The 24,289-nt window shown below is 63.8% G+C and carries 20 protein-coding genes and 1 pseudogene; 6 read left to right on the top strand and 15 right to left on the bottom strand.

Annotated features, from left to right (window positions below):
* Window positions 1–262: 262 nt before the first annotated feature.
* The 4 genes and pseudogenes from V4R08_RS13955 (at window position 263) to V4R08_RS13940 (ending at window position 9,211) form a co-directional block, all read left to right on the top strand.
* On the top strand, window positions 263–2,089 hold the full coding sequence (locus tag V4R08_RS13955; protein WP_335579901.1) for an autotransporter assembly complex protein TamA: 1,827 nt from the start codon (window positions 263–265) through the stop codon (window positions 2,087–2,089).
* Entirely contained in the window at window positions 2,089–6,546 is a 4,458-nt protein-coding gene (locus V4R08_RS13950; RefSeq protein WP_335579900.1) for a translocation/assembly module TamB domain-containing protein, read from the top strand. Before V4R08_RS13955 ends, V4R08_RS13950 begins: the two co-directional genes overlap by 1 nt.
* Window positions 6,547–6,561: 15 nt before the next feature.
* Window positions 6,562–6,657: pseudogene (locus tag V4R08_RS13945) on the top strand (integrase catalytic domain-containing protein); the annotation flags it as partial.
* Between the two features lie 154 nt (window positions 6,658–6,811).
* On the top strand, window positions 6,812–9,211 hold the full coding sequence (locus V4R08_RS13940) for a glucan 1,4-alpha-glucosidase (protein WP_335579899.1): 2,400 nt from the start codon (window positions 6,812–6,814) through the stop codon (window positions 9,209–9,211).
* A 76-nt stretch (window positions 9,212–9,287) separates the two neighbouring features.
* Here V4R08_RS13940 and V4R08_RS13935 read toward each other — a convergent pair whose 3' ends face one another.
* The 6 genes from V4R08_RS13935 to V4R08_RS13910 form a co-directional block, all read right to left on the bottom strand.
* Window positions 9,288–9,884, bottom strand: coding sequence for a hypothetical protein (locus tag V4R08_RS13935; RefSeq protein ID WP_335579898.1), 597 nt, complete (start codon window positions 9,882–9,884; stop codon window positions 9,288–9,290).
* A complete protein-coding gene (locus V4R08_RS13930; protein WP_335579897.1) occupies window positions 9,881–10,498 on the bottom strand; it encodes an SCO family protein in 618 nt (205 codons plus the stop codon). The genes V4R08_RS13935 and V4R08_RS13930 overlap by 4 nt, the downstream gene beginning before the upstream one ends.
* The gene (locus V4R08_RS13925) at window positions 10,495–11,949 is read right to left on the bottom strand and encodes a cbb3-type cytochrome c oxidase subunit I (RefSeq protein ID WP_335579896.1); all 1,455 of its coding nucleotides are present in this window, start codon (window positions 11,947–11,949) and stop codon (window positions 10,495–10,497) included. The genes V4R08_RS13930 and V4R08_RS13925 overlap by 4 nt, the downstream gene beginning before the upstream one ends.
* Window positions 11,950–11,971: 22 nt before the next feature.
* The gene (locus tag V4R08_RS13920) at window positions 11,972–12,508 is read right to left on the bottom strand and encodes a cupredoxin domain-containing protein (RefSeq protein ID WP_335579895.1); all 537 of its coding nucleotides are present in this window, start codon (window positions 12,506–12,508) and stop codon (window positions 11,972–11,974) included.
* A gap of 391 nt (window positions 12,509–12,899) precedes the next feature.
* Window positions 12,900–14,216 carry an ATP-binding protein gene (locus V4R08_RS13915; protein WP_335579894.1) on the bottom strand — a complete coding sequence of 439 codons (1,317 nt, stop codon included), beginning with the start codon at window positions 14,214–14,216 and terminating at the stop codon, window positions 12,900–12,902.
* Window positions 14,210–14,872: a response regulator gene (locus V4R08_RS13910; RefSeq protein WP_335580294.1), complete on the bottom strand. Its 663-nt coding sequence runs from the start codon at window positions 14,870–14,872 to the stop codon at window positions 14,210–14,212. The genes V4R08_RS13915 and V4R08_RS13910 overlap by 7 nt, the downstream gene beginning before the upstream one ends.
* 437 nt (window positions 14,873–15,309) lie before the next feature.
* Here V4R08_RS13910 and V4R08_RS13905 point away from each other — a divergent pair, with 437 nt between their 5' ends.
* Both V4R08_RS13905 and V4R08_RS13900 read left to right on the top strand, forming a co-directional pair.
* Window positions 15,310–16,092, top strand: a complete 783-nt coding sequence (locus V4R08_RS13905) for a COG4705 family protein (RefSeq protein ID WP_335579893.1) — start codon at window positions 15,310–15,312, stop codon at window positions 16,090–16,092.
* 16 nt (window positions 16,093–16,108) lie between these two features.
* A complete protein-coding gene (locus V4R08_RS13900) occupies window positions 16,109–16,918 on the top strand; it encodes a transporter (RefSeq protein ID WP_335579892.1) in 810 nt (269 codons plus the stop codon).
* Window positions 16,919–17,181: 263 nt separating this feature from the next.
* Here the strand turns inward: V4R08_RS13900 and V4R08_RS13895 are convergent, their stop codons facing one another.
* The 9 genes from V4R08_RS13895 to csoS1 (V4R08_RS13855) all read right to left on the bottom strand — a co-directional run bounded on the left by V4R08_RS13895 (window position 17,182) and on the right by csoS1 (V4R08_RS13855) (window position 24,278).
* A complete protein-coding gene (locus V4R08_RS13895) occupies window positions 17,182–18,003 on the bottom strand; it encodes a S1 family peptidase (protein WP_335579891.1) in 822 nt (273 codons plus the stop codon).
* A 5-nt stretch (window positions 18,004–18,008) separates the two neighbouring features.
* On the bottom strand, window positions 18,009–18,641 hold the full coding sequence (locus tag V4R08_RS13890; RefSeq protein ID WP_335579890.1) for a hypothetical protein: 633 nt from the start codon (window positions 18,639–18,641) through the stop codon (window positions 18,009–18,011).
* Window positions 18,642–18,654: 13 nt separating this feature from the next.
* Window positions 18,655–21,015, bottom strand: a complete 2,361-nt coding sequence (locus V4R08_RS13885) for a nitric oxide reductase activation protein NorD (RefSeq protein WP_335579889.1) — start codon at window positions 21,013–21,015, stop codon at window positions 18,655–18,657.
* 91 nt (window positions 21,016–21,106) lie between these two features.
* Window positions 21,107–22,030 carry a CbbQ/NirQ/NorQ/GpvN family protein gene (locus V4R08_RS13880; RefSeq protein WP_335579888.1) on the bottom strand — a complete coding sequence of 308 codons (924 nt, stop codon included), beginning with the start codon at window positions 22,028–22,030 and terminating at the stop codon, window positions 21,107–21,109.
* Window positions 22,031–22,049: 19 nt separating this feature from the next.
* Window positions 22,050–22,268, bottom strand: coding sequence for a hypothetical protein (locus V4R08_RS13875; RefSeq protein WP_335579887.1), 219 nt, complete (start codon window positions 22,266–22,268; stop codon window positions 22,050–22,052).
* A complete protein-coding gene (gene parA / locus V4R08_RS13870; protein ID WP_335579886.1) occupies window positions 22,265–22,900 on the bottom strand; it encodes a ParA family partition ATPase in 636 nt (211 codons plus the stop codon). Before parA ends, V4R08_RS13875 begins: the two co-directional genes overlap by 4 nt.
* 3 nt (window positions 22,901–22,903) lie before the next feature.
* Window positions 22,904–23,170: a 4a-hydroxytetrahydrobiopterin dehydratase gene (locus V4R08_RS13865; protein ID WP_335579885.1), complete on the bottom strand. Its 267-nt coding sequence runs from the start codon at window positions 23,168–23,170 to the stop codon at window positions 22,904–22,906.
* 420 nt (window positions 23,171–23,590) lie between these two features.
* Window positions 23,591–23,941 carry an alpha-carboxysome major shell protein CsoS1 gene (gene csoS1 / locus V4R08_RS13860; RefSeq protein WP_498038906.1) on the bottom strand — a complete coding sequence of 117 codons (351 nt, stop codon included), beginning with the start codon at window positions 23,939–23,941 and terminating at the stop codon, window positions 23,591–23,593.
* 40 nt (window positions 23,942–23,981) lie between these two features.
* Window positions 23,982–24,278: an alpha-carboxysome major shell protein CsoS1 gene (gene csoS1, locus V4R08_RS13855; RefSeq protein ID WP_335579884.1), complete on the bottom strand. Its 297-nt coding sequence runs from the start codon at window positions 24,276–24,278 to the stop codon at window positions 23,982–23,984.
* Window positions 24,279–24,289: the final 11 nt, after the last annotated feature.

Genomic DNA, 24,289 nt, shown 5'->3' with positions numbered 1-24,289 from the left:
AAGACGCGGGTTGAGCCGATAATAAGCTCGGGGGAGCGGAATAATTCAAGAACAGATGCTGCCACGATGCCCGGCTCCCTCGGAGTGGCCGGCAAGACGAAGAAATTTTGTCGCTGCGGCGAGGCTGTTTCTGTGTACCGGTTGTGCCGCCATCGGAACCGCGGGCTGGTCGCTATGCGAGCCTGCTCGTGCGTTCGACCTTTCCGGTCTGCTCGGTTCCGACAAGCCGCCACCGATCAGCGCAACAGCATTATCGTATCGGGTGGAAATCGAGGCCAGGACGGCCGACGGCAAGAAGGACAGCGACGCTGAACAGGCGCTGCGCGATGCCTCCGCTACCTATCGTCTTCGGCAAGAGCCGCCGCAGGACGGCGAAGGCCTCGTGCGCCGCCTGCAGGCCGACATCAATCCGCTGCTCGACGCCCTTTGGGGGCTTGGACGCTACAACGCCGAGATCGACATCACGATCGACGGGATTCCCGTCTCGCCCGACGAGACCGGTCTGGCCGCCGCAGTGCGCCGCGCCGAGAGCTTTCGCAACCGGAAAATCATTCCCGTCAAGGTCGCCGCGCGGCTCGGTCCGATATTCAAGCTGCGCACCGTTGATGTCGATTATCCCCGCGAGATGGCACCGCAGCGGCTGCCGCGTCGCGCCTTCCCGCTGAAGCCCGGCGATCCGGCGGTCTCCGCCAATTTGCGCGCCGCGCAATTGAAACTCATCGACTGGTTTCGCAGCAACGGTCATCCGCTGGCGAAGATTGCGGACGTGAAAGCCACCGTGGATCATGCCGCCGCCGCGATGGATTTTCGGCTGCGGGTCGAGCCCGGTCCCAAGGCCGGCATCGGCCATGTCGCGATTTCAGATAGCGGGGATATCGATCCGCGCGTGGTCGCCACCCATGTCCATCTGCGCGAAGGCGAGCCTTATTCGCCCGAGCGCCTGGCGCTGGTGAAAACCTCGATCGCCAAGATTCCGGCGATCGGCGGCATCCGCATCCGCGAGGGCGACAGGCTCGACGCCAACGGCAACCTGCCTATCTTCATCGACGTGACCGAAAGGCCGAAGCACGCGGCGGGTTTCTCGGCGCAGTATTCGACCATCGACGGTCCCGGCGTCTCCACCTATTACGAGCATCGCAACCTGTTCGGCAACGCCGAGCGCTTGCGGCTCGATGCATCCGCCTCGCTGCTGCGGCGGCTCGATGGCTCCTCCTATTCGAACCTCAGAGATCTCAGCGCCTCCGATTTCGGCGCACGATTCGCCGCGACTTTCATCAAGCCAGCCTTATACGGTACGCCCAACGATCTCCTCGTCGAGGCCACCGCCTTCCGCGAGCGCGTCGGCAACAACGACCTCGGCGGCTACACCAACGATGCGGTGCGCGGCACCATCGGCGTAATCCATCGCTTTTCGGAGATGGCCTCGGCCCAGGCCGGCCTCCAGGTCGAGCAATCGCAATCGCGGGACGTGCTCGGACGGGTCGATGCGACGCTGATCGGCGTCACCGCCAGCGGACGCTATGACACAACCGACAACCTGCTCGATCCCACGCGCGGCGTGCGTCTCGCCGCGACGGTCAATGCCTATCCGAAGCTGATGGGCTCGACGATCGATCTCTATGAGGCGCGGCTCGCGGGCTCGACTTATTACGCGCTCGACGAAGACGCCAAATATGTGCTGGCGGGCCGGCTGGCGGTAGGCTCGCTCGGGGGCGCGCCGCTGGCCAGTATTCCGGATGCGCACCGCTTCTTCTCCGGTGGCGGCGGCTCCGTCCGCGGGTTCGGTTTCAATACGATCTCGCCGATGATGCTCGGCAAGATCGTCGGCGGCCGCAGTCTGGTCGAAGGCTCCGCCGAGGTGCGGGTGAAGGTCACGCCGACCATCGGCATCGTGCCGTTCATCGATTTCGGCACAGCCTCCAGTTCATCGCTGCCGAACTTCGACGACTATGTCGGCTATGGCGCGGGCATCGGCCTGCGTTATTTCACGCCGGTCGGGCCGATCCGCCTCGATGTCGCGACGCCGCTGAACCCGCGCCCCGGCGACAGCCTATGGGCGGTCTATGTCAGCATCGGACAGGCGTTCTGATGCGCGCGCGGCGAACCATCCTGCTTGCCGCCGCAGCACTCGGGCTCGCCGGCGTCACGACGGCCGGCGTCGTTGCCTACAAGATGATCGGCGGGACCGGCGACAATCAGCAGGATCTGCTCGCCGGTCTCGTTTCGCGGGCGCTCTCCACGCCGGCAACCCAGGTGCATATCGGGGCCGTCGATGGCGCGCTGTCGTCCGACGCCACGATCCGCGACGTTACCATCACCGACAAGGACGGTATCTGGCTGAAGCTCGATCGCGCCCGCCTCGTCTGGCGGCGCACCGCGCTGCTGCTGGGCCGGCTGGAGATCGACCGCCTCGAGATCGGTACGCTTGAGATCCGGCGGAAGCCGCAAGCCGCCGATCAGCCCGTCGCGGAGCCTGAGCAGCCTACCGCGGAGACCGGCCAGTCCGACACCGAGCCGAGCGAACCCGCCGCACAGCCGGGGCCATCCGCAGCGGAGTCCAGTCAGCCGATGCTGCCCGACCTTCCGGTGAAAGTGCAGGTGAAGGCGTTCGACCTGCACGCGCTGGTGCTCGGTGAGCCGGTTCTCGGCGAGGCCGTAAGCTTGGCTGCGACCGGAAACACCGAACTGGGCTCGCCCTCGGAAGGGCTCACCTTCAATCTCGACGCGACCCGCAAGGATTCCCCGGGCCGCTTCAAGGTAGCGCTTGCCTTCGTGCCGCAGGGCAATGCCCTCACCCTCGATGTCACGTTGGACGAGCCGTCCCACGGGCTGTTGTCCAAGCTCGGCCGGTTTCCCGGCGAACCGCCCATCGCTTTCGCGCTTCGCGGCAAGGGCACGCTCGACAGCTTTCGCGGCGCGCTGAAATTCCAGGCCGGCCCGACGATTGATGCGACCGGCGCCATCACGCTCGACCAAAGCGGGACCGGCCGGGTTCTCGCAACCCGAGTCTCCGGTCATCTCGGGCCTTGGCTGCCGCCGCTTGCCGCCTCCGTCTTCGCTGGCGAAACCAGGCTCGATAGCGCCACGCGCATCGGCGATGACGGCAGCGTCGTCATGGACGGGCTGACGCTCACCAGCCGTCTCGCTCGGCTCGAGGTGAAGGGCGCGCTCGGCGCCGACAAGATAATGGATTTCTCGGCAACCGTTCGCTCGCTGCCGAGCAACGGCGACGTCACCGAAACCGACCAGGGCTCGATCCGCAGCCTCACCTTCGACGGCCGGGTCAACGGCCCGGCGAAGGCGCCCCGCGTTTCGGCGAAACTCGCGGTGTCCGATGCCCGTTTGCCCGACGGCAGCCTTGACGCGCTCGAAGCCTCGATCGACGCCGTTCCCGAGGCCGAACTCAGCGATCTCGCCACGACCATCGCGATCGATGCAAGCTTGCGCGCTTCCGGCATCGCGCTGCGGGACCCTGCTCTCGCGGCAGCGATCGGCGACAGCGCATCCCTCGTGCTGAAGGGCAGCACGGATCTCGGCGGCAAGGCAAAGATCGAGCGGCTGGAAGTCGGCACCTCCACGGTTCAGGCCGCGTATACGGGCGAAGCCAGCCGAGACCGGCTGCGCGGGCGCGCGACCGGCACCGTGCCCGATCTCGGCCGCTTCAGCGGCCTTGCCGGGTTGAAGCTTGCGGGCGCGGTGACGTTGGGTCTTTATCTCGACGGCGACCTTCGACACGGCCGCATCGACGCCAGGCTGTCCGGCACCGGCGACCGGTTCGCCACCGGGCTTGCCGCGCTCGATGGACTTGCGGGACCGCGTGTCACCCTTGCCGCCGATCTTTCGTCCGGCGGCAACGATACCTATACCATACGCGAGGCTTCGCTCGACGGCGCCCATGTCGCGGTTCGCGCCAAGGGACGCGTGACCCGGGACGCGAGCGACCTCGCGGCGCGTATCGAACTTCCGAATCTCGCGGCGGCCGATGCGCGTCTCTCGGGTGTTGCAGCGCTCGATGCCCGGCTGACCGGAGGACTCGCGCATCCCGGACTGTCGCTCACGGCGGTGCTGGATCGCGCGACGGCGATGCAGCGCCCGATCCCGCATCTGGGACTCACGGCGACAGTCGCCGACATCAACGGACCTTGCGCCATCGACATCAAGCTCGACGGCACTGTTGATGGCAAGCCGGCGCGCGGAATCGTTCAGGCAAGCCGCCGTTCAATCGAGCGCGCTTCCGGCAACAAGGCCGATCGAGGTGAGCAGCCGACTCCCGCTTTCGCGGGATGGGAGGCCAGGACCCTCGACATCGCCATCGGGTCGGTGTCGCTGACAGGCGCGGGCGCGACCGACGCGCAAAACCTAGCGCGTGGAGAGGTTCATTTCGCGGCCGGATCGCTGGCAGACATCGCGCCGCTCGCGCTCACCGATCTTGCCGGTGCGGCCTCGCTCGATCTTGCGCTGGCCGACGACGGCGGGCGGCAATCCATCCGCCTCACCGGCAAGGGCACGGGACTCCGGGCCGCCAGCACTGTCATCCGCAACTTCGATCTGCGCGCCGATGGCGACGATCTCTACAGCCGTCCGGTGCTCAACGCGGATGCCGAGATCAACGGCGCGGAGATCGGCGGCCAGACGATCGCGAACGCAACCTTAAGCGCGAAAGGCGATGCCGACGCGAGCACGATCGGCCTGTCCGCCAAGGCTGCTGGCTTCAATCTCCACGCCGCAGGCCTGTTGACACCGAAGCAGCCTATCCGGTTCGACCTCAACCGCTTCACCGCGAAACGCGGCGCCAAGGCGGTCGCGCTGCAAGCGCCCGCGAGCTTCACGCTCGACGACGGCACCGTGCTGATCCAGCATCTGGCGATCGGGATCGGCGGCGGCCGCTTTACGCTCGACGGCAAGGCCGGCAAGGTGCTCGACCTCAAGGCCGTGGCCAGCGCGGTCCCGCTCGCCGAGGCCGAGGTCGCTGTGCCGGGCCTTGGCCTCGGCGGCACGCTCGATGCGTCGGCCGCGATCGGCGGCTCCGCGAGCGCGCCGACGGGAGAGTACAAGATCGCTGTCAAGCGGTTCACGGCGCCGCAAACCAGGAGCGCCGGCGTGCCGCCGATCGATATCACCCTGAACGGCCGCCTCGAAAAGACCCGCATAAAGCTCTATGCCACTGCTTCAGCGGGCAAGGCAGGCACCCTCACGGCGGCCGGCACCGTGCCGCTCGATGCCGCGGAGGCAATCGCGCTGACGGCGAAAGGCCGGCTCGATGCCGCGGTCGCCAATGCCATGCTGTCCGCCTCCGGCCGCACCGTTTCCGGAATCGTGCAGATCGATGCCCGCGTGGGCGGCACGCGCGCCAGGCCCCAGGTCGACGGCATCGCCACCATGAGCGGCGGCAGTTTCCGCGACAGCCTGGTCGGAACGCGGCTCGATGCCATCGAGGCGAAGGTCACGGCGCAAGGCGAGCGTATATCCGTGGAGCGACTGAGCGCGACGACGCCCAACGGCGGCACGCTCTCCGGGTCCGGCCAGGTCCGGATCGCGCCCGATGCGGGCTTTCCCGGCACGGTCTCGATCCGCGGACAACAGGCGACGCTCGCGGCGAGCGCACTCGCGACCGCTCAGGCGAATCTTGCCATCAACGTCACCGGCGCGCTTGCGCGGGATCCGAAGATAAGCGGCCGCGTCGATCTCACCCATGTCAGCGTCGATATTCCGGAGCGCCTGCCCTCGACGCTGAAGCCGATCGAGGGCATCGACCATGTCAACGCCACGGGCCAGGCCGCCACCAGGCTGGCAGCGGCGCGCAAGGCGGAGGCCGCCAGGAACAGCAAGGGCAAGGGCCGCCAGGCGCTCTTCAACGCCGCGCTCGATGTCACCGTCTCGGCGCCGAACCACGTCTTCGTGCACGGCCGCGGGGTGAATGCGGAACTCGGCGGCTCCCTTCATGTCGGCGGCACGACCGACAAGCCCGTGCCGAAGGGGGCGTTCTCGCTCTATCGCGGCAAGATGGCGGTGCTGGGAAAGACGCTGAATTTCACCAAGGGCAACCTCTCCTTCAATGGAGACTTCGCGCCCGAACTCGATTTCGCGGCGGAGATACAGGCTTCCGACATCACCGCCCAGATCGGGATCTCGGGCCCGGCGGCGGCGCCGGTTTTCGCCTTCACGTCGCGACCGGAGCTGCCGCAGGATGAAATCCTGTCGCGCATCCTGTTCGAGAAGGCCTCGGGCAGCCTGACGACGGCGCAGGCCCTGCAGCTCGCGGAAGTCGCGGCGCAGTTCGCAGGCGGTGGCGACGGGATGCTGGACCGGATGCGCCGCTCGCTCGGCGTCGACAGTCTGGACGTCGGCGTCGGCGCCGGCGGCCCGACGGTCGGCGCGTCGCGCGCGATCGGCGACAGGCTGAGCGTGGGCGTCCGGACCGGTGCGACCCCCAGCCAGTCCGGCCTCTCGGCCAATGTGGACGTAACGCGCCATATCCGCGTGGAATCCGATGTCGATGCGAAGGGCTCGACATCGGTGGGGCTCGGCACACGATTCGAATGGTGAGGCAAGACTGATTTACCGCGGCTCCTCTCGGATAACGGTTCGTCATACGTGGCGAGCGATCTGGCCGCGTGGCTCGAAGACAAGGGCATAGAGCATGTACGCGGCGCCCCGTACCCATTCTGCCAACATCGCGGTGCCGGGAACAATCGGCGCGCCACAATCTTAAGCTTTATGAGACCCTGCCCGAATAAATCCAATCAAGAGCGCGACGACCGTCCGATCGTTCCGGCTATCGCTCACCTGTCACCCGAATGGGAGAATGCAGATGCCCTTGGACAAGCCCGCACCGGGGTGGCCCGGCAGCCCGGCGCGGTGGACGTCGAGCGCCAAAAGCGGTGTCGGCACGGCGCTGGAGCCACGCAGCCGCGTCTGGTTTACAGTGAGCCACGGTATCCTCAACGAGATCTATTATCCTCGAATCGACCAGGCCTGCACCCGGGATTTAGGCCTCATCGTCACTGACGAACACGGGTTTTTCTCGGAACAGAAGCGCGACGCACGCAGCACCATTCGATCGATCGCTGAAGGTGTGCCTGCTTTCGCCATTACCAGCACCTGTACTCAGGGCCGTTATCAAATCGAGCAATTGGTGTTCGCCGATCCTCGCCGCGATGTCGTGCTTCAGCGTATCTCATTGCAGGCGCTCGTGGGCTCGACGGCGGAATACCGGCTCTATGCGCTGCTTGCACCGCACCTAGTCAATAAGGGAGCGGACAATACTGCCTGGGTCGACGACTACAAGGGCGTGCCGATGCTGTTTGCCGAAGGCGGCGGAACCGCGCTTGCTCTCGGTTGCTCGCCGCCTTTCGTGGCGAGATCGGTCGGCTTCGTCGGCGTCTCGGACGGCTGGCAGGATCTGCGGCAGCATTCCGAACTGCGCTGGCATTACGATGTCGCACGGAACGGCAATGTTGCCCTGGTCGGCGAAATCGGCCTGGCGACAGGCAACGACATCGTCCTGGCCCTGGGTTTCGGCAGAACGGCTGCCGAGGCAGCACTCCGCGTTCGCATGAGTCTCGACGACGACATGGAGACGAAGATCGGAGAATACATCGCCGGATGGCGCAGCTGGCAGGACACGCTTCTGCCGCTCGACCCCGCCGGCCATGCGACTAACCACAATAGCTACAGAGTGAGCACCGCCGTGCTGCGCACCCATGAGGCCAGTTCCTTTGCCGGCGGCTATATTGCGAGCCTGTCGGTGCCCTGGGGCTTCGCCAAGGGGGACGGCGATCTCGGCGGTTATCATCTGGTCTGGCCACGCGATCTCGTCGAGAACGCGGGCGGGCTGCTTGCCGCGGGCGCGAAGAAGGAAGCACGGCACGTCATCGCCTATCTTCAGGGAGTCCAGGAGGCGGACGGCCATTGGCCGCAGAATTGCTGGCTCGACGGCACGCCCTATTGGAATGGGGTGCAGCTTGACGAATGCGCCTTTCCCATCTTGCTCGTTGACCTTGCCTTTCGTGAGGGCGCGTTATCGGAGGCGGAGTTGCCGGGCATCTGGCCGATGATCGAGAAAGCAGCCACGTTCATCCTCGGCAACGGGCCTGTTACGGGGCAAGATCGGTGGGAGGAAGACAGCGGTTATTCACCCTTCACGCTCGCGGTTGTGATCGCGGCGCTTTTGGTTGCTGCCGATATTGCCGACCGCCTGTCCGCGCCCGGGAAAGCAGCCTATCTCCGCGAAACCGCTGACGTCTGGAACAGCTCGATCGAGCGGTGGACCTATGCCACCGGCACATCGCTCGCCGAAAAGATAGGCGTTGACGGCTATTACGCTCGCATCGCTCCGCCCGAGGTCGCCGATGCCGCGTCGCCCCTGGACGGATTCGTTCCGATCAAGAACCGCCCGCCCCAGTCGAGCCGCCTGCAGGCCTCGCTGCTGGTGAGCCCCGATGCGCTGGCGCTGGTGCGCTTCGGGCTGCGCGCTGCCGACGACCCGCGCATTCTGAACACCGTGCGCGTCATCGATGCCTTGCTGAAAGTCGATTTGCCTGCGGGTCCGTGCTGGCATCGCTACAATGGTGACGGCTACGGTGAACACGAGGACGGCCGGCCGTTCGACGGCACCGGAACGGGGCGATGCTGGCCCCTTCTGACCGGCGAGCGCGCGCATTACGAACTCGCAGCCGGCCATCGGGCCGAGGCCGAGACCTTGCTGGCGGCGCTCGAAGGCTTCGCGAGCGACGGCCATCTCATCCCCGAGCAGATTTGGGAAGCCGCAGACATTCCCGAGCGGGAGCTTTTTTTGGGCCGCCCTTCCGGGTCGGCGATGCCGCTGGTCTGGGCGCATGCGGAGCATGTCAAGCTCCTGCGCTCGCTCAGGGACGGCCGCGTCTTCGATATGCCGCCGCAGCCCAGGGAGCGCTATCAGGTTGAAGGCAAGCGCCCGCGCCATGCCATCTGGCGCTTCAACAACAAATGCCGCCGCATACCGGCGGGGCGCGTTTTACGAATCGAACTGCCGTCGGAGGCCCTTGTCCATTGGAGCGCGGACGATTGGCGTAACATCCGTGACACGGCGACCGCGGACAGCGGCCTCGGCATTCACTTTGCCGACCTCGATACCGCAACTCTCAAACCCGGGAGCGCCATCGTCTTCACCATCCGCTGGTCGGCGCAAGATCGCTGGGAGGGTGTCGACTACAGGCTTGACGTCGTCTGATCGTTGCCGGGGATGAGCCGATATTGGACGAGTTCTTGCCATGATCGACAACGAGCAGGATAAGGCCAAGGAACCCTCATGGAGGTGCAGCCGGCGAGAGCTGTCGCAGCCCACGCGCCGGCCAGCCGACGAACGCGACGATGAACCATAGCGTGCCCAGCACGACAGCGAGGACGATCAGCGTCCAGCCGGCCACGGCCTGCTGGTCGAGACGATAATAGGCGCAAAGCCGCGTTGGCGCCGCCAGGTAGAGGCCGCCGATCGCGCCCAGCTTGGGAATGAAATTGGCCCAGATGAACGCGCGTCCGAGCGGCGGCATACGGCGCCAAGACAGGCCCAGGGGTAAGCCCACCAGCAGCGGCAGGCTAAGGAACTTGGCTGCGTCCACCAACGGATCAGCGACCGCACCATCGAGGGCGCGCGGCAGCATCCAGAAAGACGTGCCCAACACTACCATCACAATGCCGGGAATACCGAGCCAGTCGGCATCGGCGAGCCAGTGCGGCTCATGTGCGCGGACACCGCTCGCAAGAAACAAGCCGATGCCGATCAGCAGAGGCACCTGTATCGTCATATGCACGGCCATGTCGCTCTCGAGTGCGATGCGCACCGGCCATAGCCACAAGGCAAGCCATGATCCGATGGCGGCCACGAAACACAAGCGCGGGCTCATGGCGACGACACGCGCAACGCGTCCGCGAGGAGCTGTGGAGGCGAATCGGGATCGAGGATGCGGGTCAGACGCCCTCGTGCGTCGACGAGATAGACGGCGCTGTTATGAATGAAGCCGCCCATGCCGTCGGGGATAACAACGACGCCGAAGCTTTGCTTCAACGTGGCGAGGCCACGCTCGTCGGCGAGCGCGGCGATCCGCCAGCGCGGCGCCTTCGCGCCATAGCGCTCGCCGTAAAGCTGCAACGCCTCCCGATCGTCGGTTTGCGGATCGAAGCTGATGCTGAGTAAGTCGAGCGGCGCGCCGGCTCCCGCGTCGCGCATGAGCTGCAGCACGCCATGAAAGTCATCGCCGAGCACGCGGCACAGCGTCGGGCAGCGGGTGTAAATGAAGTCGACCAGAACGGCCCTGCCCTTGTATGAACTCAACGAGAAGGCATCACCGTCCTGATCGACCAGTCGCACGTCGGGGAGGAGGCGTGGCGTGCGTTCGATGGACAATTGCCGCGCGCCGGCGCTGGTGACGACGCGAAATCCATCGGTCTCCCACGCCAGCGCGGCGATTCCCGTCGCAGCAACGATCGCAAGCAGAGGAAGAAAGCCGCGCGTCATCATGCTTCGGCTTCCTCGCGCATTGCCGATGGCAATCCGATGACGAAATTAAGCACCAGGATCAATGCCCCCAGCACCGCCAGCGTCGCGCCGATCGAAGCCACCCGGTCATAAGGCAACCACTCCGGCAGATGCACCGCGTAGCGGCGCGGTACGCTGACGCTTCCGGCGGCGAGGAAGCAAAGCACAAATACCGAGCCGCCGACGAGGTAGAGCCAGAAGCCGAACGGCAGCAAAGCACCCGTCGTCCTTGGGACGAGGTAGGTCATGAAGCCGAAGAACATCGCCACCATGCCAAGCAGCAGATAGGTATGGAAGTGGCCGGGCACCCATTGCGTGTTGTGCATGAAGCTGTTCACCTCGATGGTTCCATCGGCGATCGCCGGGATGACGCCGATCGCCCAGCCAGCCACTCCGACGAAGACAAGGCCCGACGCTACGGTCCACTTGATCCCGGAACGATAGACATTGGTGAGCGCGCCGAAGGCGGTCACCAGCAGAACCGGCAGGCCGCTCAGCCAGGAGATGATCTGGCCGGCGATCAGCGCCCAGGTCGGCATGGCAAAGTCCATCAGCAAGTGATGCGGGTAGACCGTCAGCACCATCACCGTCGAGAGCACCCAGGCAAAATAGAATGCGCGGTTCGTCTTCCACTTGCGATGGGTAAAGACAGGCAAGATCTCGTAGACCGCGATCACCGCCATGTAGATCGTGGCGTTGATAAAGACGTGGCCGAAGAAATAGATCATGTTCTTCGCCGCCAACGCGTTGAAGGTGAAGCTTGGCACATACAAATTGACCAGCGAGACGACGAGCACAGCGGCGCCGAGCAGAATGCCGAGGATGTTGATGATCAGCACCATCGTCGAAGCTGTGACGGCAGCCGGCGGCCCTTCATCTTCCGGCGCCAGACCAAAGGCTTGTTTGACACCGAGCGCCGCGCCCAGCCCGCCATAGACGGAAAGAATGCCGCGGGCGATGTCGAGATGCAGCAGCAGAAAGCCGACGCCGACGAACAGCAAGCCCACCATGTAGGAAGCGGCTGCATTGACCGACCAAAGCTCGCCGGAATGTGCGGGCAGCGGGAACAGGAAGGTCCAGGCGGCGGCGAATCCGCCGATGAAACCGCTACCGAGAATGAGTACGGCGCCGATCAGGAAGAACACCAGATTGGCGACGAACACCGCCGTCGACACCGGCACGTGACGACGCACAAAATACCACATCACCGCAGCGCCGCTCAAGCCGGCGATGCCGACCATGCCGGCGCCATGCATAGTCATGATGACGTAGAAGAAATCCGGCTGGATACTGATCCATTGCGCCTGCGCCAGGCGCATCGTCAGTCCGAGCAGCATCATCAGCAACAGAACAAGTCCAGACACGACTATGTAGGCGAGAACAGCAGCGCGTGCGCTCGTCGCGCTCCGGCTTTGCACGGCTTGGACGGTCATAGCATCCTCCTGGCTGCGCCGCTTAATGCGTGGAGACTTTGATTTCCGCCGTCATCTCGTGATGCGCGACCCCGCAATATTCGAGGCACAACACCCGATAAACGCCCGGTTCATTGAAGGTGTAGCGCAGCACGTTGATGTATCCGGGCATCGCCTGGGTTTGAGCAACGATGCGCATGTCTGGATCGTAGAGCGCAAAACCGTGGTTCACGTCCTTGCTGGCGACGTGAAATTCCGCCGTCTCTCCGACCCGAAACGCGTCTGGTTTGATACTCCACGACCACTGCTCGGCGACGGCCTCGACGGGCTGCGCCGCTTTGGCGGACGTTGGCGCAGACATACGCGACACGTAGGGAAGTTTGCCGAGGGTGTAATAGTTCGTTCCTATCAGGACGATGATAGCGAGGCCGAACAGCCATGTGCGCAGTCGGTATGCCGACGCGATGATAGGGCCGTAATCAGCGAGCGCGACATTGGCGCCTATCGCCACCCAAGCGAATACAGCGGCGAGCGTCCCCATCAGCACGATTGAGACGCCCCAGACGACTTCCTGAACCATAACCCCTCCCCAGCGTTTTCCAGCAGGTAGGCGATTCACGCAGAGCCGACGAAATCAGGTGTCACTTCTTACAGCGCGGCGAGGTTAGAGAAATCCTTTGTGCCGCATCATCGTCAAATAAAAATACATATCCTTCATATATCTTATACTACAAACTCGGCCGGGTCAAACGTCTTCATCGATCGTCGCGCGTCAATTCATCGCCGCGGTTATGCCTGCTCTGCCGACACCTTCGCCGGCATAGCTGGAGGCGCGGTCGCGCGGGGTTGGTCTCCCCTCGAAAGCTTAGGCAGAATGAGGTTCGAAACGACGGAAGAACATACGGCACCAACTGATGTTCGGTACCGCGATCGAACGCACAGATTCCTTTTACAGCGCAACCCATTGCGCTTCATTTCTGCGGGAAGGAGACTGTCGCCCGCAGGCCAGACCCTTCAATGCCTGGCTTATTTTGAAGTCTGATTAATCCGTGACATCGATCGACGATGCGCCGTACGATCGAAAGACCAAGACCGACCCCCTCACCGCGAGCATGACTTCCCCGAAAGAAGGGCTCGAATATCCGACCAAGATCAGCATCCGGAATTCCGGATCCGGTATCTTCAACCCTGAAAACCACAAGCTCCTTTTCAGCAAAAAGACTTACGTCCACCCGTCCGCCCGGGGGCGTGTGTCTCAAGGCATTGTCGAGCAGATTTCGAGCAAGGACCGTAAGGGCGACCGGTTCGACCCCAACCGAAACCGGTTCGATGCAAGCAAAACCAAGATCAACCGACTTGTCCCGCGCGGCGGGAAGAAGATCGGCGACCACCTCCTTAAGGACGTGACCAAAGTCGGTTTGCGGATCGTCTGCGGAAGTGTCGTTGTCGTACCTCGCCAACGCGAGCAGTTGCTCCAACAGGTGCCCCATCCTGCGAATACCGGTCTTGAGGGAGTTGAGACGATCGCGCCCGTCCTCCGAAAGATCGGCCTGCCCCAGATTCTCGGCCTGGACGACCAGGGCGGTGATGGGTGTGCGAAGCTCATGCGCGGCATCGGCGACGAACCGCCGCTGTTTGTCGAACATCATCGCGATGCGTTCGAGGAGGCGATTGATCGATGCGACAAATGGCACCAATTCGGTTGGAATGGCGTCCGTCGGCAGTTTTTCCAAATGGTCCGATTTCTTCGCGTCAAGATGCCTTGCCAACCGGGAAAGCGGGCGCAGGCTCCGATCCACCACGACGGCAATCAGCACCATGAGGCAGGGAACAAGGATTCCCAGTGGCACGATCGTCCGCAGCGCGCTGTCCTGCGCGACTTCGTCACGGTTGGCCGTCGGTTGACCGACGGCGACGCGACTTCCATCGGAACGTGTCCGGACGAGGATCCGCCATTGCGTCCCGCCCCGCATGACAGTCTGGAACCCGTCCGGGAGATCGCTCGAGAACCGCGACTGCGCATTTCCCCGCGTAGTCGTATCGCCGTTCGGCTTGATCTCCTCGATAAGAACCTGCGCCTCACCGTCAATATTTCCTTCCGGCGGAAGTCTGGTCGACAGATGGTTGTTTGCCGCCAGCGATCCCACCTGCAACAGGATCGCGTCCTGAAGTTCGATCGCCTCATCGAACGCCCACCGGTAGGCGAGATAGCCCGCTGCGAGCGCCATCCCGACGGTGAGTAGGGCGAGCCCCGTGAAGAGTCGCCCGCGCAGCGAGGCGATCAACATGACCGATCGACCATCCAGCCGACGCCCCTGACGTTGCGGATCGACGACGCTCCGAGCTTTTTGCGGATCGCATGGATCAGGAACTCCACGGCGTTGCTCTCGACCTCCTCGTTCCAACCGTAGATGTGCCGTTCAAGATCGACTCGCGACAGGATCGTGCCCGGGCGAAGCATGAGAGCCTGAAGAAGAGCGAACTCCCGTGCCGTCAGGCGTGCCGCGCCGCCACCGTGAGTGACCTCGTGGGTCGCCGGATCGAGACTTATCGTGCCATTGCTCAAGATTGCGGAGCTTCCGCTTCCTTGCCGCCGCAGGATGGCCCGCATGCGCGCGAGAAGCTCCCGGATTTCGAAAGGCTTGACGAGGTAATCGTCCGCGCCGAGGTCAAGTCCGTTGATACGATCGTCGATCGCATCGCGGGCAGTCACGATGATGACGGGCAACTGCCGGTTCATCTTCCGGAAGGCGCGCAGCACTTCGGTGCCGTCTGGAGATGGCAATCCGAGGTCGAGCAATGTGAGATCGTAGGTTACCGCATGCGCTGCTTCGATCGCGGTTTGGCCATCTTTCACCCAATCCACCGCATAGGCGGCGTCTTTGAGCGCCTGCGTCACCGCCGCCCCGACCATTCGGTCATCTTCAACCAAGAGGATACGCATGAAACACCGTACCGACGGCCCGTCGAAACGTCCCTTTATACCAGTCGCCCTGGCCAGTTCGGCCTTTTTCAGCGGCGACATGCCGGTTTCCCCGAAGGCGATCCCCACCTCCATGTTGGGAACGTTTCGATCTGAATTCATCAGGGCACTTAGCGGCGCCTTAGCACGATACCTCAATTCTCCCGTCAACCGCTCGATTTCTAAGTTCCCCCTAAGTCGGCTGGCTCATTCGGAATCCACGTTGGCGATCGACCTCACCGACTCCTGTCTGGGAAAGCCACTAGAGCCATTCCGCTTCTGATGGAATCAGAAGCGAGGCTCTATGATTTTGAATTGACGCGTTTTCTTCACGCGAACCGGTGCCCACTTCGCTCGAAAACGCTCTAGATTCGACACGTATGGCCGGAAGCAAAAGCAGCGATTGAAGGTAATTACTCATGAAAAACGAAGTCTCTGCCAACTTGAGCAAGGTCCCCGCCGTCACGCTCGGGTTCTGGATCATCAAAATTCTTGCAACGACGCTTGGGGAGACCGGCGGCGATGCGGTGACAATGAGCGTTTTTCACGCTGACAAAAATGCGCACAATGGCGGATATCTGATCGGCACAGGCATATTTCTCGTGATATTTGTCGCCGCGGTTGCAGCCCAAATATCAACGAAGAAATTCAACGCCTGGGTCTATTGGATCGCCATCGTGGCGTCGACGACAGTCGGCACCGCCATGGCAGACTTTTTCGATCGCTCCTTAGGTATTGGCTATACCGGTGGCGCGTCGATTCTCTTTTGTCTTGTCCTGGCCTCCCTTGCGATCTGGTATTTTGCCATGGGCACTGTGGACGTGATGACAGTTGCATCCCCAAAAGTCGAAATCTTCTATTGGGTGACGATTACCTTTTCCCAAACGCTCGGCACCGCACTCGGCGATTGGCTCGCCGATACTGGCGGGCTCGGCTATCAGGGCGGCGCTCTGGTCTTCGGCGCCGCGCTCGCAGTCGTTGCTGCGCTCTATTACTGGACGAGTGTATCGCGCGTTTTCTTGTTTTGGACCGCCTTTATTTTGACGCGACCGCTCGGAGCGACCGTCGGTGACTTCCTCGACAAACCGATCAACCATGGCGGTCTTGACTTGAGCAGGCCACTCGCTTCGGCGATGCTGGCGGCGGTCATCGTTGGCCTGATTTTTCTGCTACCCCAGCGAGCGGGCCAACATCCTGCATGATCCCGGACGAAATGGTATGCTGCCTCGCGCCGACGAAAGGTTGGAAACTGCGGCCATTGTGAGCAAAATGTCGAAAAGACGCATCGGGCGCCGGACTGGTTTTGTTACCCTGACTGCTGGGCTCACGGTCATGCACGCCTTCCCAGCCATTGCAGGCCCTCCCTATCAGTCCGACGATCCCGAACCGACCGATTATCATCACTATGAAATCTACACTTTCAACAAGGGAACCCGCTCGAAAGGAGGCCTCTCGGGGGCGAGTGGAATCGATTTCAACTATGGTGCGGCCCCCGACCTGCAACTCACCGCAACGCTACCCGTCGGCTTCGACTTTCCCTCGAACGGGCCAACTGCCATCGGCCTCAGCAACATCGAACTCGCGGCAAAGTACAGATTTCTCCACCAGGATACGTTCGGGTTTGACGTCGCCGTGTTTCCGCGAGTCTTCCTGCCAAGCGGCTCCCGATCCGTCGGCGATCGCCAGGCGTCTTTTCTGTTGCCGATCTGGGTGCAGAAGGATTGGGGCAAATGGTCGGCGTTCGGAGGAGGCGGCTGTCAGTTTAGTGCCGCCGGACGATCTCACGATTTTTGCATCTATGGCGGCACCTTAACGCGACAGGTCTTGCCCAAGCTACAGCTTGGCGTCGAAGTCTTTCATCAAACCGCTGACCGAGCGGGCAACCTTGCGACGACAAGCCTCGGTATCGGGGCGAAATACGATCTGGATGAAAACATCCATCTCCTCGGCTATGCCGCGAAAGGCATTCAGAACGCACCGGCCACAAATCAGTATTCTTGGTATGCGGCGGTATTATTCACATTCTGAGCTATTGGCCTCTTCCAGCCGTTCCGGCGACCAAGTCTGCCGCTGGACTTCGATCGTCACGTGTGAAAGATCGGAAAATCCAGCCAACCTCTCGCGTTAAAAAACCAGCGCCGCCTCGCTGTAGCGATTTCGCGAAACCACTGTCCTCCAATTGGCGAAACTGCTGTCCCGCTTTTGCGAAATACGCAACCACCACGACCGAAACCGCGGACAGGGCGTCCAGTGCATTCATGCCCGACATCGTAGCCGCGGCGCGGGCGGATTCAGTCAGACAGCCATTTGTGTACGTATGCGTCGATGAGCTCGCGTACGGATTCGGACTTGATCACTAGGCCGAGGTCGATCATCTCCGCGCCGACGGACTGGGGCTGCGCCGGCACCGGCCCGGGCACGAGCTGGTTGGCCTCTTCGCGGAAGAACACCTCCGCCACCACCCCGGCGAACCAGATGGTGCGCGCCGAGTCGCCGCGCGGGCGCAGCGGATCGTCGCGCACCACGAATACCGGGCTGCCGCTCGATCCGGGATACACTGCGGCGTCGATCAGGAATTGCTTGTGCCCCTCGAAGTCGAGTTCCAGCGGCGTGGCCGTAGTGCCGCGTCGCAGGATGGGCATGAGGTTGACCTGATCCCACACCCCGCTGGGATAGCCGACGAACAGCACCTCCTCGAGTGCGTCGAAACCCCGCACCGCGGCCGCATCGGGAATGCTCTGGCTGTCGATCGCGTGGTAATACAGCTGCACGCCAAGATCGCGCGCCGCACGCTCGAGCGGTCGCAGCGGCACGATGGCCAGATCGACCTCGGGATCGGGATGGACGAACCACGCCGCGGGGAAGTCGTCGATATTGAGCTGAAAGCGCTGGCCGAATGCCGGCTTGCCCTCACTTGTCTGGGTGAACACCAGGCCGCCGCGGCGCACGCCCTCGACCAGATGGCGGTTCGTGACGATAAACGGCGTGCTGCCCCGGGCGTGGGCGTGGCTGAGGATGAAGGCCGTGCCCGAGCCGGTGCTGCCATCCTCGAGTTCGGTATCCACTCGCACAGTGGAAAACAGCAGCTTTTTTGCGATGGAGTCGATTTCCATGGGGCTCACATGTGTGGGACGGCGCGCTGGTTCAGGCGCTCGATCGCGGCAAGCGCTGCGCGCTGCGCTTCCTCAGCCTCGGCCTCGTTGCCCATCATGGTCAGGCGGCCGAAAGAACCGAAGGCCTTGACGTCGACCAGGGTGATGTGCGCGGCCTTCTCGGCCTCGTTGGCGGCATAGACGATATAGCCCGCCGGCTCGACTTCCAGGATGAACATGCTCTTGCCAGGCAGGATCATCGAGCCCTTGCGCAACTGGCGATTAATCAGCGTGGCGTGGTCGGGAGTGATGGCGCGGATGATCTCGTTCCACGCCACCTTGCAGCGCAGCCGCGACTCCATGGTGGTGTTGAGCTGCCGCAGGATCAGTTCGCCCGCAGCGAGCACCTCGCTCTGGTTGCGGAAGTGGAGCTCCATCGAGCCGAAAGCGCGCTCGACGACCTGCTCGCCCATGCGCACATTGGTTTTTTTCAGCGCGATGTCCGAGAGGTTGTGCACCGCCATGCCGGGCGCGACCTCGATCCACATGCAGGCATCGCCGGGCACCGGCAGAAAGCCTTGCGAAGACGTCGCGATGTAAGACGCCAGCTGCGGCTGCAGCGCGTCCATGAACACGTAGGTGCGCAGGGTGATCTTCATCTTCAGCCCGCCCTCACCGCGTCAGGCTCATGTAGAGCATGGGCAGTTTTTCCGGCAGGCGCTCGACCTGGTCGATGACGGTGAAGTTCTTCATGCCGAAGATGCGCGACACATATTGGTCGGCATGCGGGTCGAGCGACAGTGCATACACCGTGATGCCCTGGCGGCCGAGTTCTTCCACTGCGGCTTTGGCGTCGTGGCGCAGGTATTGCGGATCGGTCACATCGTTGTCGGCCGGCTCGCCATCGGTGACGACGAACACCACGCGCTTGCTCTTGGGCTGCTGCGCCAGGTAATGGGCGCCGTGGCGCAGCGCTGCACCCATGCGGGTGGAGAGCCGCCCTTTCATCCCCGCCAGCCGCGCCTTGACCGAATCGTCATACGGCTGATCGAAGTCCTTGAAGCGTTGATAGTGCACATCGTGCCGGCCGTCAGAACAAAAGCCATGAATGGCAAACGGGTCGCCGATGCGGTCGAGCGCACCGGCCAGCAACACCGTGGCGGCGCGGGTGAGGTCCATCACCGTGTAGTCGTGGCCGCGCACCTTGTCGTTGGACGACTCGGACGTGTCCAGCAGAACCAATACCGCCAGATCGCGCAGCGCACGCTTGTAGCGTATCATGATGCGCGGATCGTGCTGCTGGCCGATGCGGATGTCGATCATCGCGCGCACCGCGGCGTTGATGTCGATCTCGTCACCGTCCTCCATGTGGCGGATGCGCTGCATGCCCTGCGGCACCATCGACTCGATCAGGAACTTGAGCCGCGAGATCACCGGCTTGTGCTCGAGGATGATGCCCTCGATCACCTCCAGCTCGCCCATCAGCGGGTGGTACTCAAGCAACGTCACCCAATTGGGCCGCTCCAGTTGGATCTGATAGTCCCACTCGGGATAGTGGAAGGGCTCGGAGACCGGCGGGCGGCCTTCGAGCGAGTTGATGGTCACGTCTTCCTGGTCGAGATAGAACTCGGTGGGGAGCTCCCACACCTCCTGCGCATCGTCGCCGGCGAACTCGCTGTCCACCTCGTTGACCATCTCCATCACGTTGACTTTTCTGCGCACCTGCTGGCGGGTCTCCCAGGTGGCGGCCAGCACCTGCGCCTCGTCGTATTCCTCCAGATGCCAGACGGCACGGTTGTCGTCGCGATAGATGGCGCTGAGCGCATCGGTGAGCTTGTGGTAGGTCGGCAGGTCGAGTTCGAACAGGCGATGCGATAAATCCACGCCCAGATTCCAGCTCACCTGATTGCTGTCCAGATCGGACTGGGCACGAAACGCGGCCACGCCCTGCCGCACAAACGGGTGCGGGTCGGTCGAGTCGAGGTCGAGCAGGGCGCGGGCAAGGCGGTCAAGCAACTCGCCGACGGTCTGCGGCTGGGCCGAATAGTCGAACACCGGATGCAGCGCCAGCCAGGCTTGGCGCATCCCGGGGAAGCTGCGGATCGCCAGCTCCTCCACCCGCGCATCCTCGAAAAGCTCGATCACCGCCATCTGCACCGGCAGCAGCTGCTGCATCGACAGCGGCGTCTGGGTGAAAACCAGATGCGCGGCGCAGTGGTTGGCGGCGGCGCGGTAGATCTCAAGCGCGCTGACGACCTGCTCGGGCGCGGTCGCATCGCCCCGGGGTTTGTAGTCGTCATAGGCGTCTGCGATGTGGATGACATAATGCTCGATGTACGGCCTGAGCCCGTCGCGGCTCTCGTAATCGCCGGCGGTGGGGCGCAGAAAAAAATCGCGGCCCCAGATCGCGCGCATGTAGATGTTGAGCCGCCGCTGGATGTCGACGAACAATGTGCCCTTGCGCTCCTGCTGCAGCACGGCCTGCGCATCGGCGCTCTGCAGCCCGAAATAGGCCGCCTGCCCTTCGAAATCGGTCCTGTACGCCTGCGCACCCCATTGCACCCAGCGGCGCAGCCCGCCCAGCGTAAGCTGATTGAGCAGACGGTCGAGGTTTTCCAGCATCGGCCGCAGGCCGCGCGGAACCTGCGCCGCCACGATCTCCAGCACCTTCAGATAGCGGCGAAACAGATCAGCATCGCCCACGCGGTGCGCCACCAGCGGCGCGGTGCCGGCGATCAGCGCCAGAACCTGCCCCGAGGTTTTGGACGCCATGCCCAGCAGGAAGTTGACCAGATCGGGCAGCACGTCCTCACCGATCGCGCGTCCCACCTCCGGCATGGACTGGATGAAACTGACCACCAGCTCCTCGCCGCGACCGAGCTGGTGCAGCGCCACCGCACCCTTGAGATAGTTGTCCAGCCCGCGCGAGCTAAGGGCTCGCGCCGCCTCGTTCCATGACGCGCGCAGCAGCTCCTGCGCACCGCCGGGCAGTTCGTCGAGGAGTTCCTGGAATTCGTCGAGGTGGATGGCCATGATGTGTAAATTCGGACTGCCTGGCGATGCTGCCTTGGCCGACCTCAAGTTTCCTTTCCCACCTCACGGCTCGGAAGCCGCTCGGAGACGCTCAAAAATAAGTCGTCACCGCGGAATCGAGCGCGTCGCGCATATCGGGATCATCGGTGATCGGGCGCACCAGCGCCACGCGGCAGGCCGCCAGCGGCGCGACGCCGCGGGAAATCAGCGAGCCGGCGTAGATCAGCATGCGGGTCGAGATGCCCTCATCCAGCCCATGGCCTTTGAGGTTGCGCGCATGTTCGGCGATGTGCACCAGCTTTTTCGCCGCGTCCAACGCAACGCCGCTCTCGTGCACGACGATCTCGGCCTCAACCTCGTGCTCGGGGTAGTTGAAGTCCAGCGCGCCGAACCGCTGCTTGGTCGACTGCTTCAGATCCTTCATCAGCGACTGGTAGCCGGGGTTGTACGAGATGACCACCTGGAAATCCGGATGGGCCTCGACGATCTCGCCCTTTTTCTCCAGCGGCAGAATGCGCCGCGCGTCGGTCAGGGAGTGGATCACGACCGTGGTGTCCTGCCGCGCCTCGACCACTTCGTCGAGATAGCAGATCCCGCCGAAACGCGCGGCCATGGTCAGCGGCCCGTCCTGCCAGCGGGTGCCGCTGGCGTCGAGCAGAAAGCGGCCGACCAGGTCGCTGGCGGTCATGTCTTCGTTGCAGGCGACCGTGATCAGCGGCTTGCCGAGTTTCCACGCGATGTATTCGACAAAGCGCGTCTTGCCGCAACCCGTCGGACCCTTCAGCATCATCGGCATGCGGACCGAATAAGCGGCTTCATACAGCCCGACTTCATCGGCCACCGTGCGGTAGTATGGCTCCTTGGTGACGCGGTAGGCATCGAGTACGGCCGCAGTGCCGGCCGTATCGGTTACCGCACGCAGGGCCACGCCGCCGGGCGCGGTAGAAGCCGCGGGCATGTGAAAGGCAGGGTCGCGTCGCGGCAGGTAGCCGCGCAGAGAGGGATCGTCACGCATGATCAGGTTCCTGAAATACTCAATCCGGCCAAATGCGGTCGGGAAACAACTCCTGCACGCTCGACGGCGGCTCGGCCGCCAATGAATCTGCAGGCGCTGGCTCGGCGGCGGCCGCCTTGGTGGCCGAAGCTGAGCGCGACGTCTTGTGTACCTCCGCCTTGTCGGCGTTGGGGGCGGAATCGGCAGCGGTCTTGGCCTGACGCACGCTGCTGGCGAGCTTATCTTTGATGCTGGTCATGCAAGGATCTCCTCTATGAGGCCTTCGATCTCCGCGACGGCACTTTGCCCGCGCGCGCCCAATTGGTATGCCGACACGCCCTCAAGCGCAGCGGTCTTGTAGATGCCGCGGCGGCGCACCGGGGTGCGCAGCACTGGCAGGCCGAACTCGGCCAGCGCCTCCTGCATCGCCGCCGACAGCGCGCTGCGCGCCTCGATCTGGTTCAGCAGCAGGTAGGCGCGCAGCCGGGGATTGAGTTGCCCGGCCTCATCGATGTCCTGCGGCAGCCGCAGGCTGGCCCACAGATCCACCGGCGACGGCAGCACCGGGATGACAGCCACGTCGCAGCTTTGCAGCGCCAGCGCCGCCGCGCGGCTGTCGACCGAGGGCGGGCAGTCCAGCACGACGAAGGGGTAGGCGCGAAAGTCCCGCCGCAGATCGATCGCAGCCGCGCCCACGCGCAACTGCTTGACCGTGGCAGGAAAGGATTGTGTGCCTGCCGCAGCCCATTGCGTGGCCGAGCCCTGCGGGTCCAGATCGACCACCACCGCCGGCGCGCGCCGCGCCAGACCCGCGCCGAGATGCATGGCCACGGTGGTCTTGCCGGCGCCGCCCTTCTGGTTGATCACAGCGATGATCCGTGGGCTGCCCATAGCTCACTCCCCGTGCTCGGCCAGAGCGGCGATTCGCCGGGCGAACAGCTCGTCCTCGGAGCTGAGCGTGGCGTCGTCGGCCGCCCCCAAGGTGACGTTGACGTAGGTGGTGCCGAAGTTGATGTTCTGCGGATGGCGCTGCATCTCCTCGGACAGCGCCGATAGCGCGTCGAGGAAGGCGCGGGTCTGTGCATATTGCGCAAACGCGAAGCGACGAAACAACGTAGGCGGCTTGTCGCGACGCTCCCAGCCTTGGAAATCATCAGTCATGGATGTCCTACCCCGGTTCGATCTGGGTGACGACGTAGTCGAGATGCGCTCGCGCCTCCTGTAGAAAACCTTCGAACAGCGACGCGGTGTCCTTGCCGCGTAGCCTGCGCGTATACGTCAGCGCGTCTGCATAACGCTGCCGGGCCTCGACTCCGAGCCGTTGTCCGGCCCGGCCGCGCCGCGGGCAACCGCCCGCTGCAAGGTGTCATACCCAGCAGGATCTGCCGCTCCATCGAAGGCTCGGCATAACCCGGTCGCTCCGCCCCGGCGCGCAGATTGCGCGCCAGCTCGGTATCTCCCGACCGGCGTGCGAGCACGCTCGGGCGAGATACTGCCGCACGCCGCCAACTCGTGGCTGAGCGCGCGCGTGTGCCCGCCCAGGATTCGCCGATCGACTGCCATAATGCGCTCCGCGCAGGATCAGCTGCGAGTGGACGTAATCTCGGCGTCGCGACCGCCGCGGCTGCCGCCGTTGGAATCCGGCTGGGTCGGCAGGATGCCTTCGACCTCGTTGTGCACGCGGGCGATGATGTGCGCGGCCACCAAGCCGTCGCCCACGCGCTCGCAGGCGTCGGCCCCGGCGCGCACCGCCGCGTTGACCGCGCCGGTCTCGCCGCGCACCAGCACGGTGACGTAGCCGCCGCCGACGAATTGCCGGCCGATCAGCCGCACTTCGGAGGCCTTGGTCATCGCGTCGGCTGCTTCGATCGCGGGAACCAGCCCGCGGGTTTCAATCATGCCCAGGGCAATGCCGTTCACGTGTGTTGCCATGTCGTTGTCCTTCCAGTTACTAGCAGTAAAAAAGCCGGGCTTAAGCGCTCGGCGTCTTCGGCAGAATGCCCTCGACCTCGCTGTGCACGCGGGCGATGATGTGCGCGGCCACCAGGCCGTCACCAACGCGCTCGCAGGCATCAGCCCCGGCCCGCACCGCCGCGTTGACCGCACCAGTCTCGCCGCGCACCATCACGGTGACGTAGCCGCCGCCGACGAATTGACGCGAGATCAAGCGCACTTCAGCGGCCTTAGTCATCGCATCCGCCGCCTCGATCGCGGGAACCAGTCCGCGAGTTTCGATCATGCCCAGGGCAATACCCATAATTTCAGCCATTCGTTCGCTCC

This window comes from Nitrobacter sp. NHB1 (assembly GCF_036964665.1).
GTDB lineage: Bacteria > Pseudomonadota > Alphaproteobacteria > Rhizobiales > Xanthobacteraceae > Nitrobacter.
The sequence above is the reverse complement of the archived record's forward strand: the minus strand, read 5'-3'. Positions and strand labels throughout refer to the sequence as shown.

What these genes read in the sequence shown, in the direction of transcription:
- V4R08_RS13950 (WP_335579900.1), top strand. Translation starts at nt 2,089, where the DNA reads ATGCGCGCGCGGCGAACCATCCTGCTTGCCGCCGCAGCACTCGGGCTC.
- V4R08_RS13940 (WP_335579899.1), top strand. Translation starts at nt 6,812, where the DNA reads ATGCCCTTGGACAAGCCCGCACCGGGGTGGCCCGGCAGCCCGGCGCGG.
- V4R08_RS13935 (WP_335579898.1), bottom strand. Translation starts at nt 9,884, where the DNA reads ATGAGCCCGCGCTTGTGTTTCGTGGCCGCCATCGGATCATGGCTTGCC.
- V4R08_RS13930 (WP_335579897.1), bottom strand. Translation starts at nt 10,498, where the DNA reads ATGATGACGCGCGGCTTTCTTCCTCTGCTTGCGATCGTTGCTGCGACG.
- V4R08_RS13925 (WP_335579896.1), bottom strand. Translation starts at nt 11,949, where the DNA reads ATGACCGTCCAAGCCGTGCAAAGCCGGAGCGCGACGAGCGCACGCGCT.
- V4R08_RS13920 (WP_335579895.1), bottom strand. Translation starts at nt 12,508, where the DNA reads ATGGTTCAGGAAGTCGTCTGGGGCGTCTCAATCGTGCTGATGGGGACG.
- V4R08_RS13915 (WP_335579894.1), bottom strand. Translation starts at nt 14,216, where the DNA reads ATGTTGATCGCCTCGCTGCGCGGGCGACTCTTCACGGGGCTCGCCCTA.
- V4R08_RS13910 (WP_335580294.1), bottom strand. Translation starts at nt 14,872, where the DNA reads ATGCGTATCCTCTTGGTTGAAGATGACCGAATGGTCGGGGCGGCGGTG.
- V4R08_RS13905 (WP_335579893.1), top strand. Translation starts at nt 15,310, where the DNA reads ATGAAAAACGAAGTCTCTGCCAACTTGAGCAAGGTCCCCGCCGTCACG.
- V4R08_RS13900 (WP_335579892.1), top strand. Translation starts at nt 16,109, where the DNA reads ATGCTGCCTCGCGCCGACGAAAGGTTGGAAACTGCGGCCATTGTGAGC.
- V4R08_RS13895 (WP_335579891.1), bottom strand. Translation starts at nt 18,003, where the DNA reads ATGGAAATCGACTCCATCGCAAAAAAGCTGCTGTTTTCCACTGTGCGA.
- V4R08_RS13890 (WP_335579890.1), bottom strand. Translation starts at nt 18,641, where the DNA reads ATGAAGATCACCCTGCGCACCTACGTGTTCATGGACGCGCTGCAGCCG.
- V4R08_RS13885 (WP_335579889.1), bottom strand. Translation starts at nt 21,015, where the DNA reads ATGGCCATCCACCTCGACGAATTCCAGGAACTCCTCGACGAACTGCCC.
- V4R08_RS13880 (WP_335579888.1), bottom strand. Translation starts at nt 22,030, where the DNA reads ATGCGTGACGATCCCTCTCTGCGCGGCTACCTGCCGCGACGCGACCCT.
- V4R08_RS13875 (WP_335579887.1), bottom strand. Translation starts at nt 22,268, where the DNA reads ATGACCAGCATCAAAGATAAGCTCGCCAGCAGCGTGCGTCAGGCCAAG.
- parA (WP_335579886.1), bottom strand. Translation starts at nt 22,900, where the DNA reads ATGGGCAGCCCACGGATCATCGCTGTGATCAACCAGAAGGGCGGCGCC.
- V4R08_RS13865 (WP_335579885.1), bottom strand. Translation starts at nt 23,170, where the DNA reads ATGACTGATGATTTCCAAGGCTGGGAGCGTCGCGACAAGCCGCCTACG.
- csoS1 (WP_498038906.1), bottom strand. Translation starts at nt 23,941, where the DNA reads ATGGCAACACACGTGAACGGCATTGCCCTGGGCATGATTGAAACCCGC.
- csoS1 (WP_335579884.1), bottom strand. Translation starts at nt 24,278, where the DNA reads ATGGCTGAAATTATGGGTATTGCCCTGGGCATGATCGAAACTCGCGGA.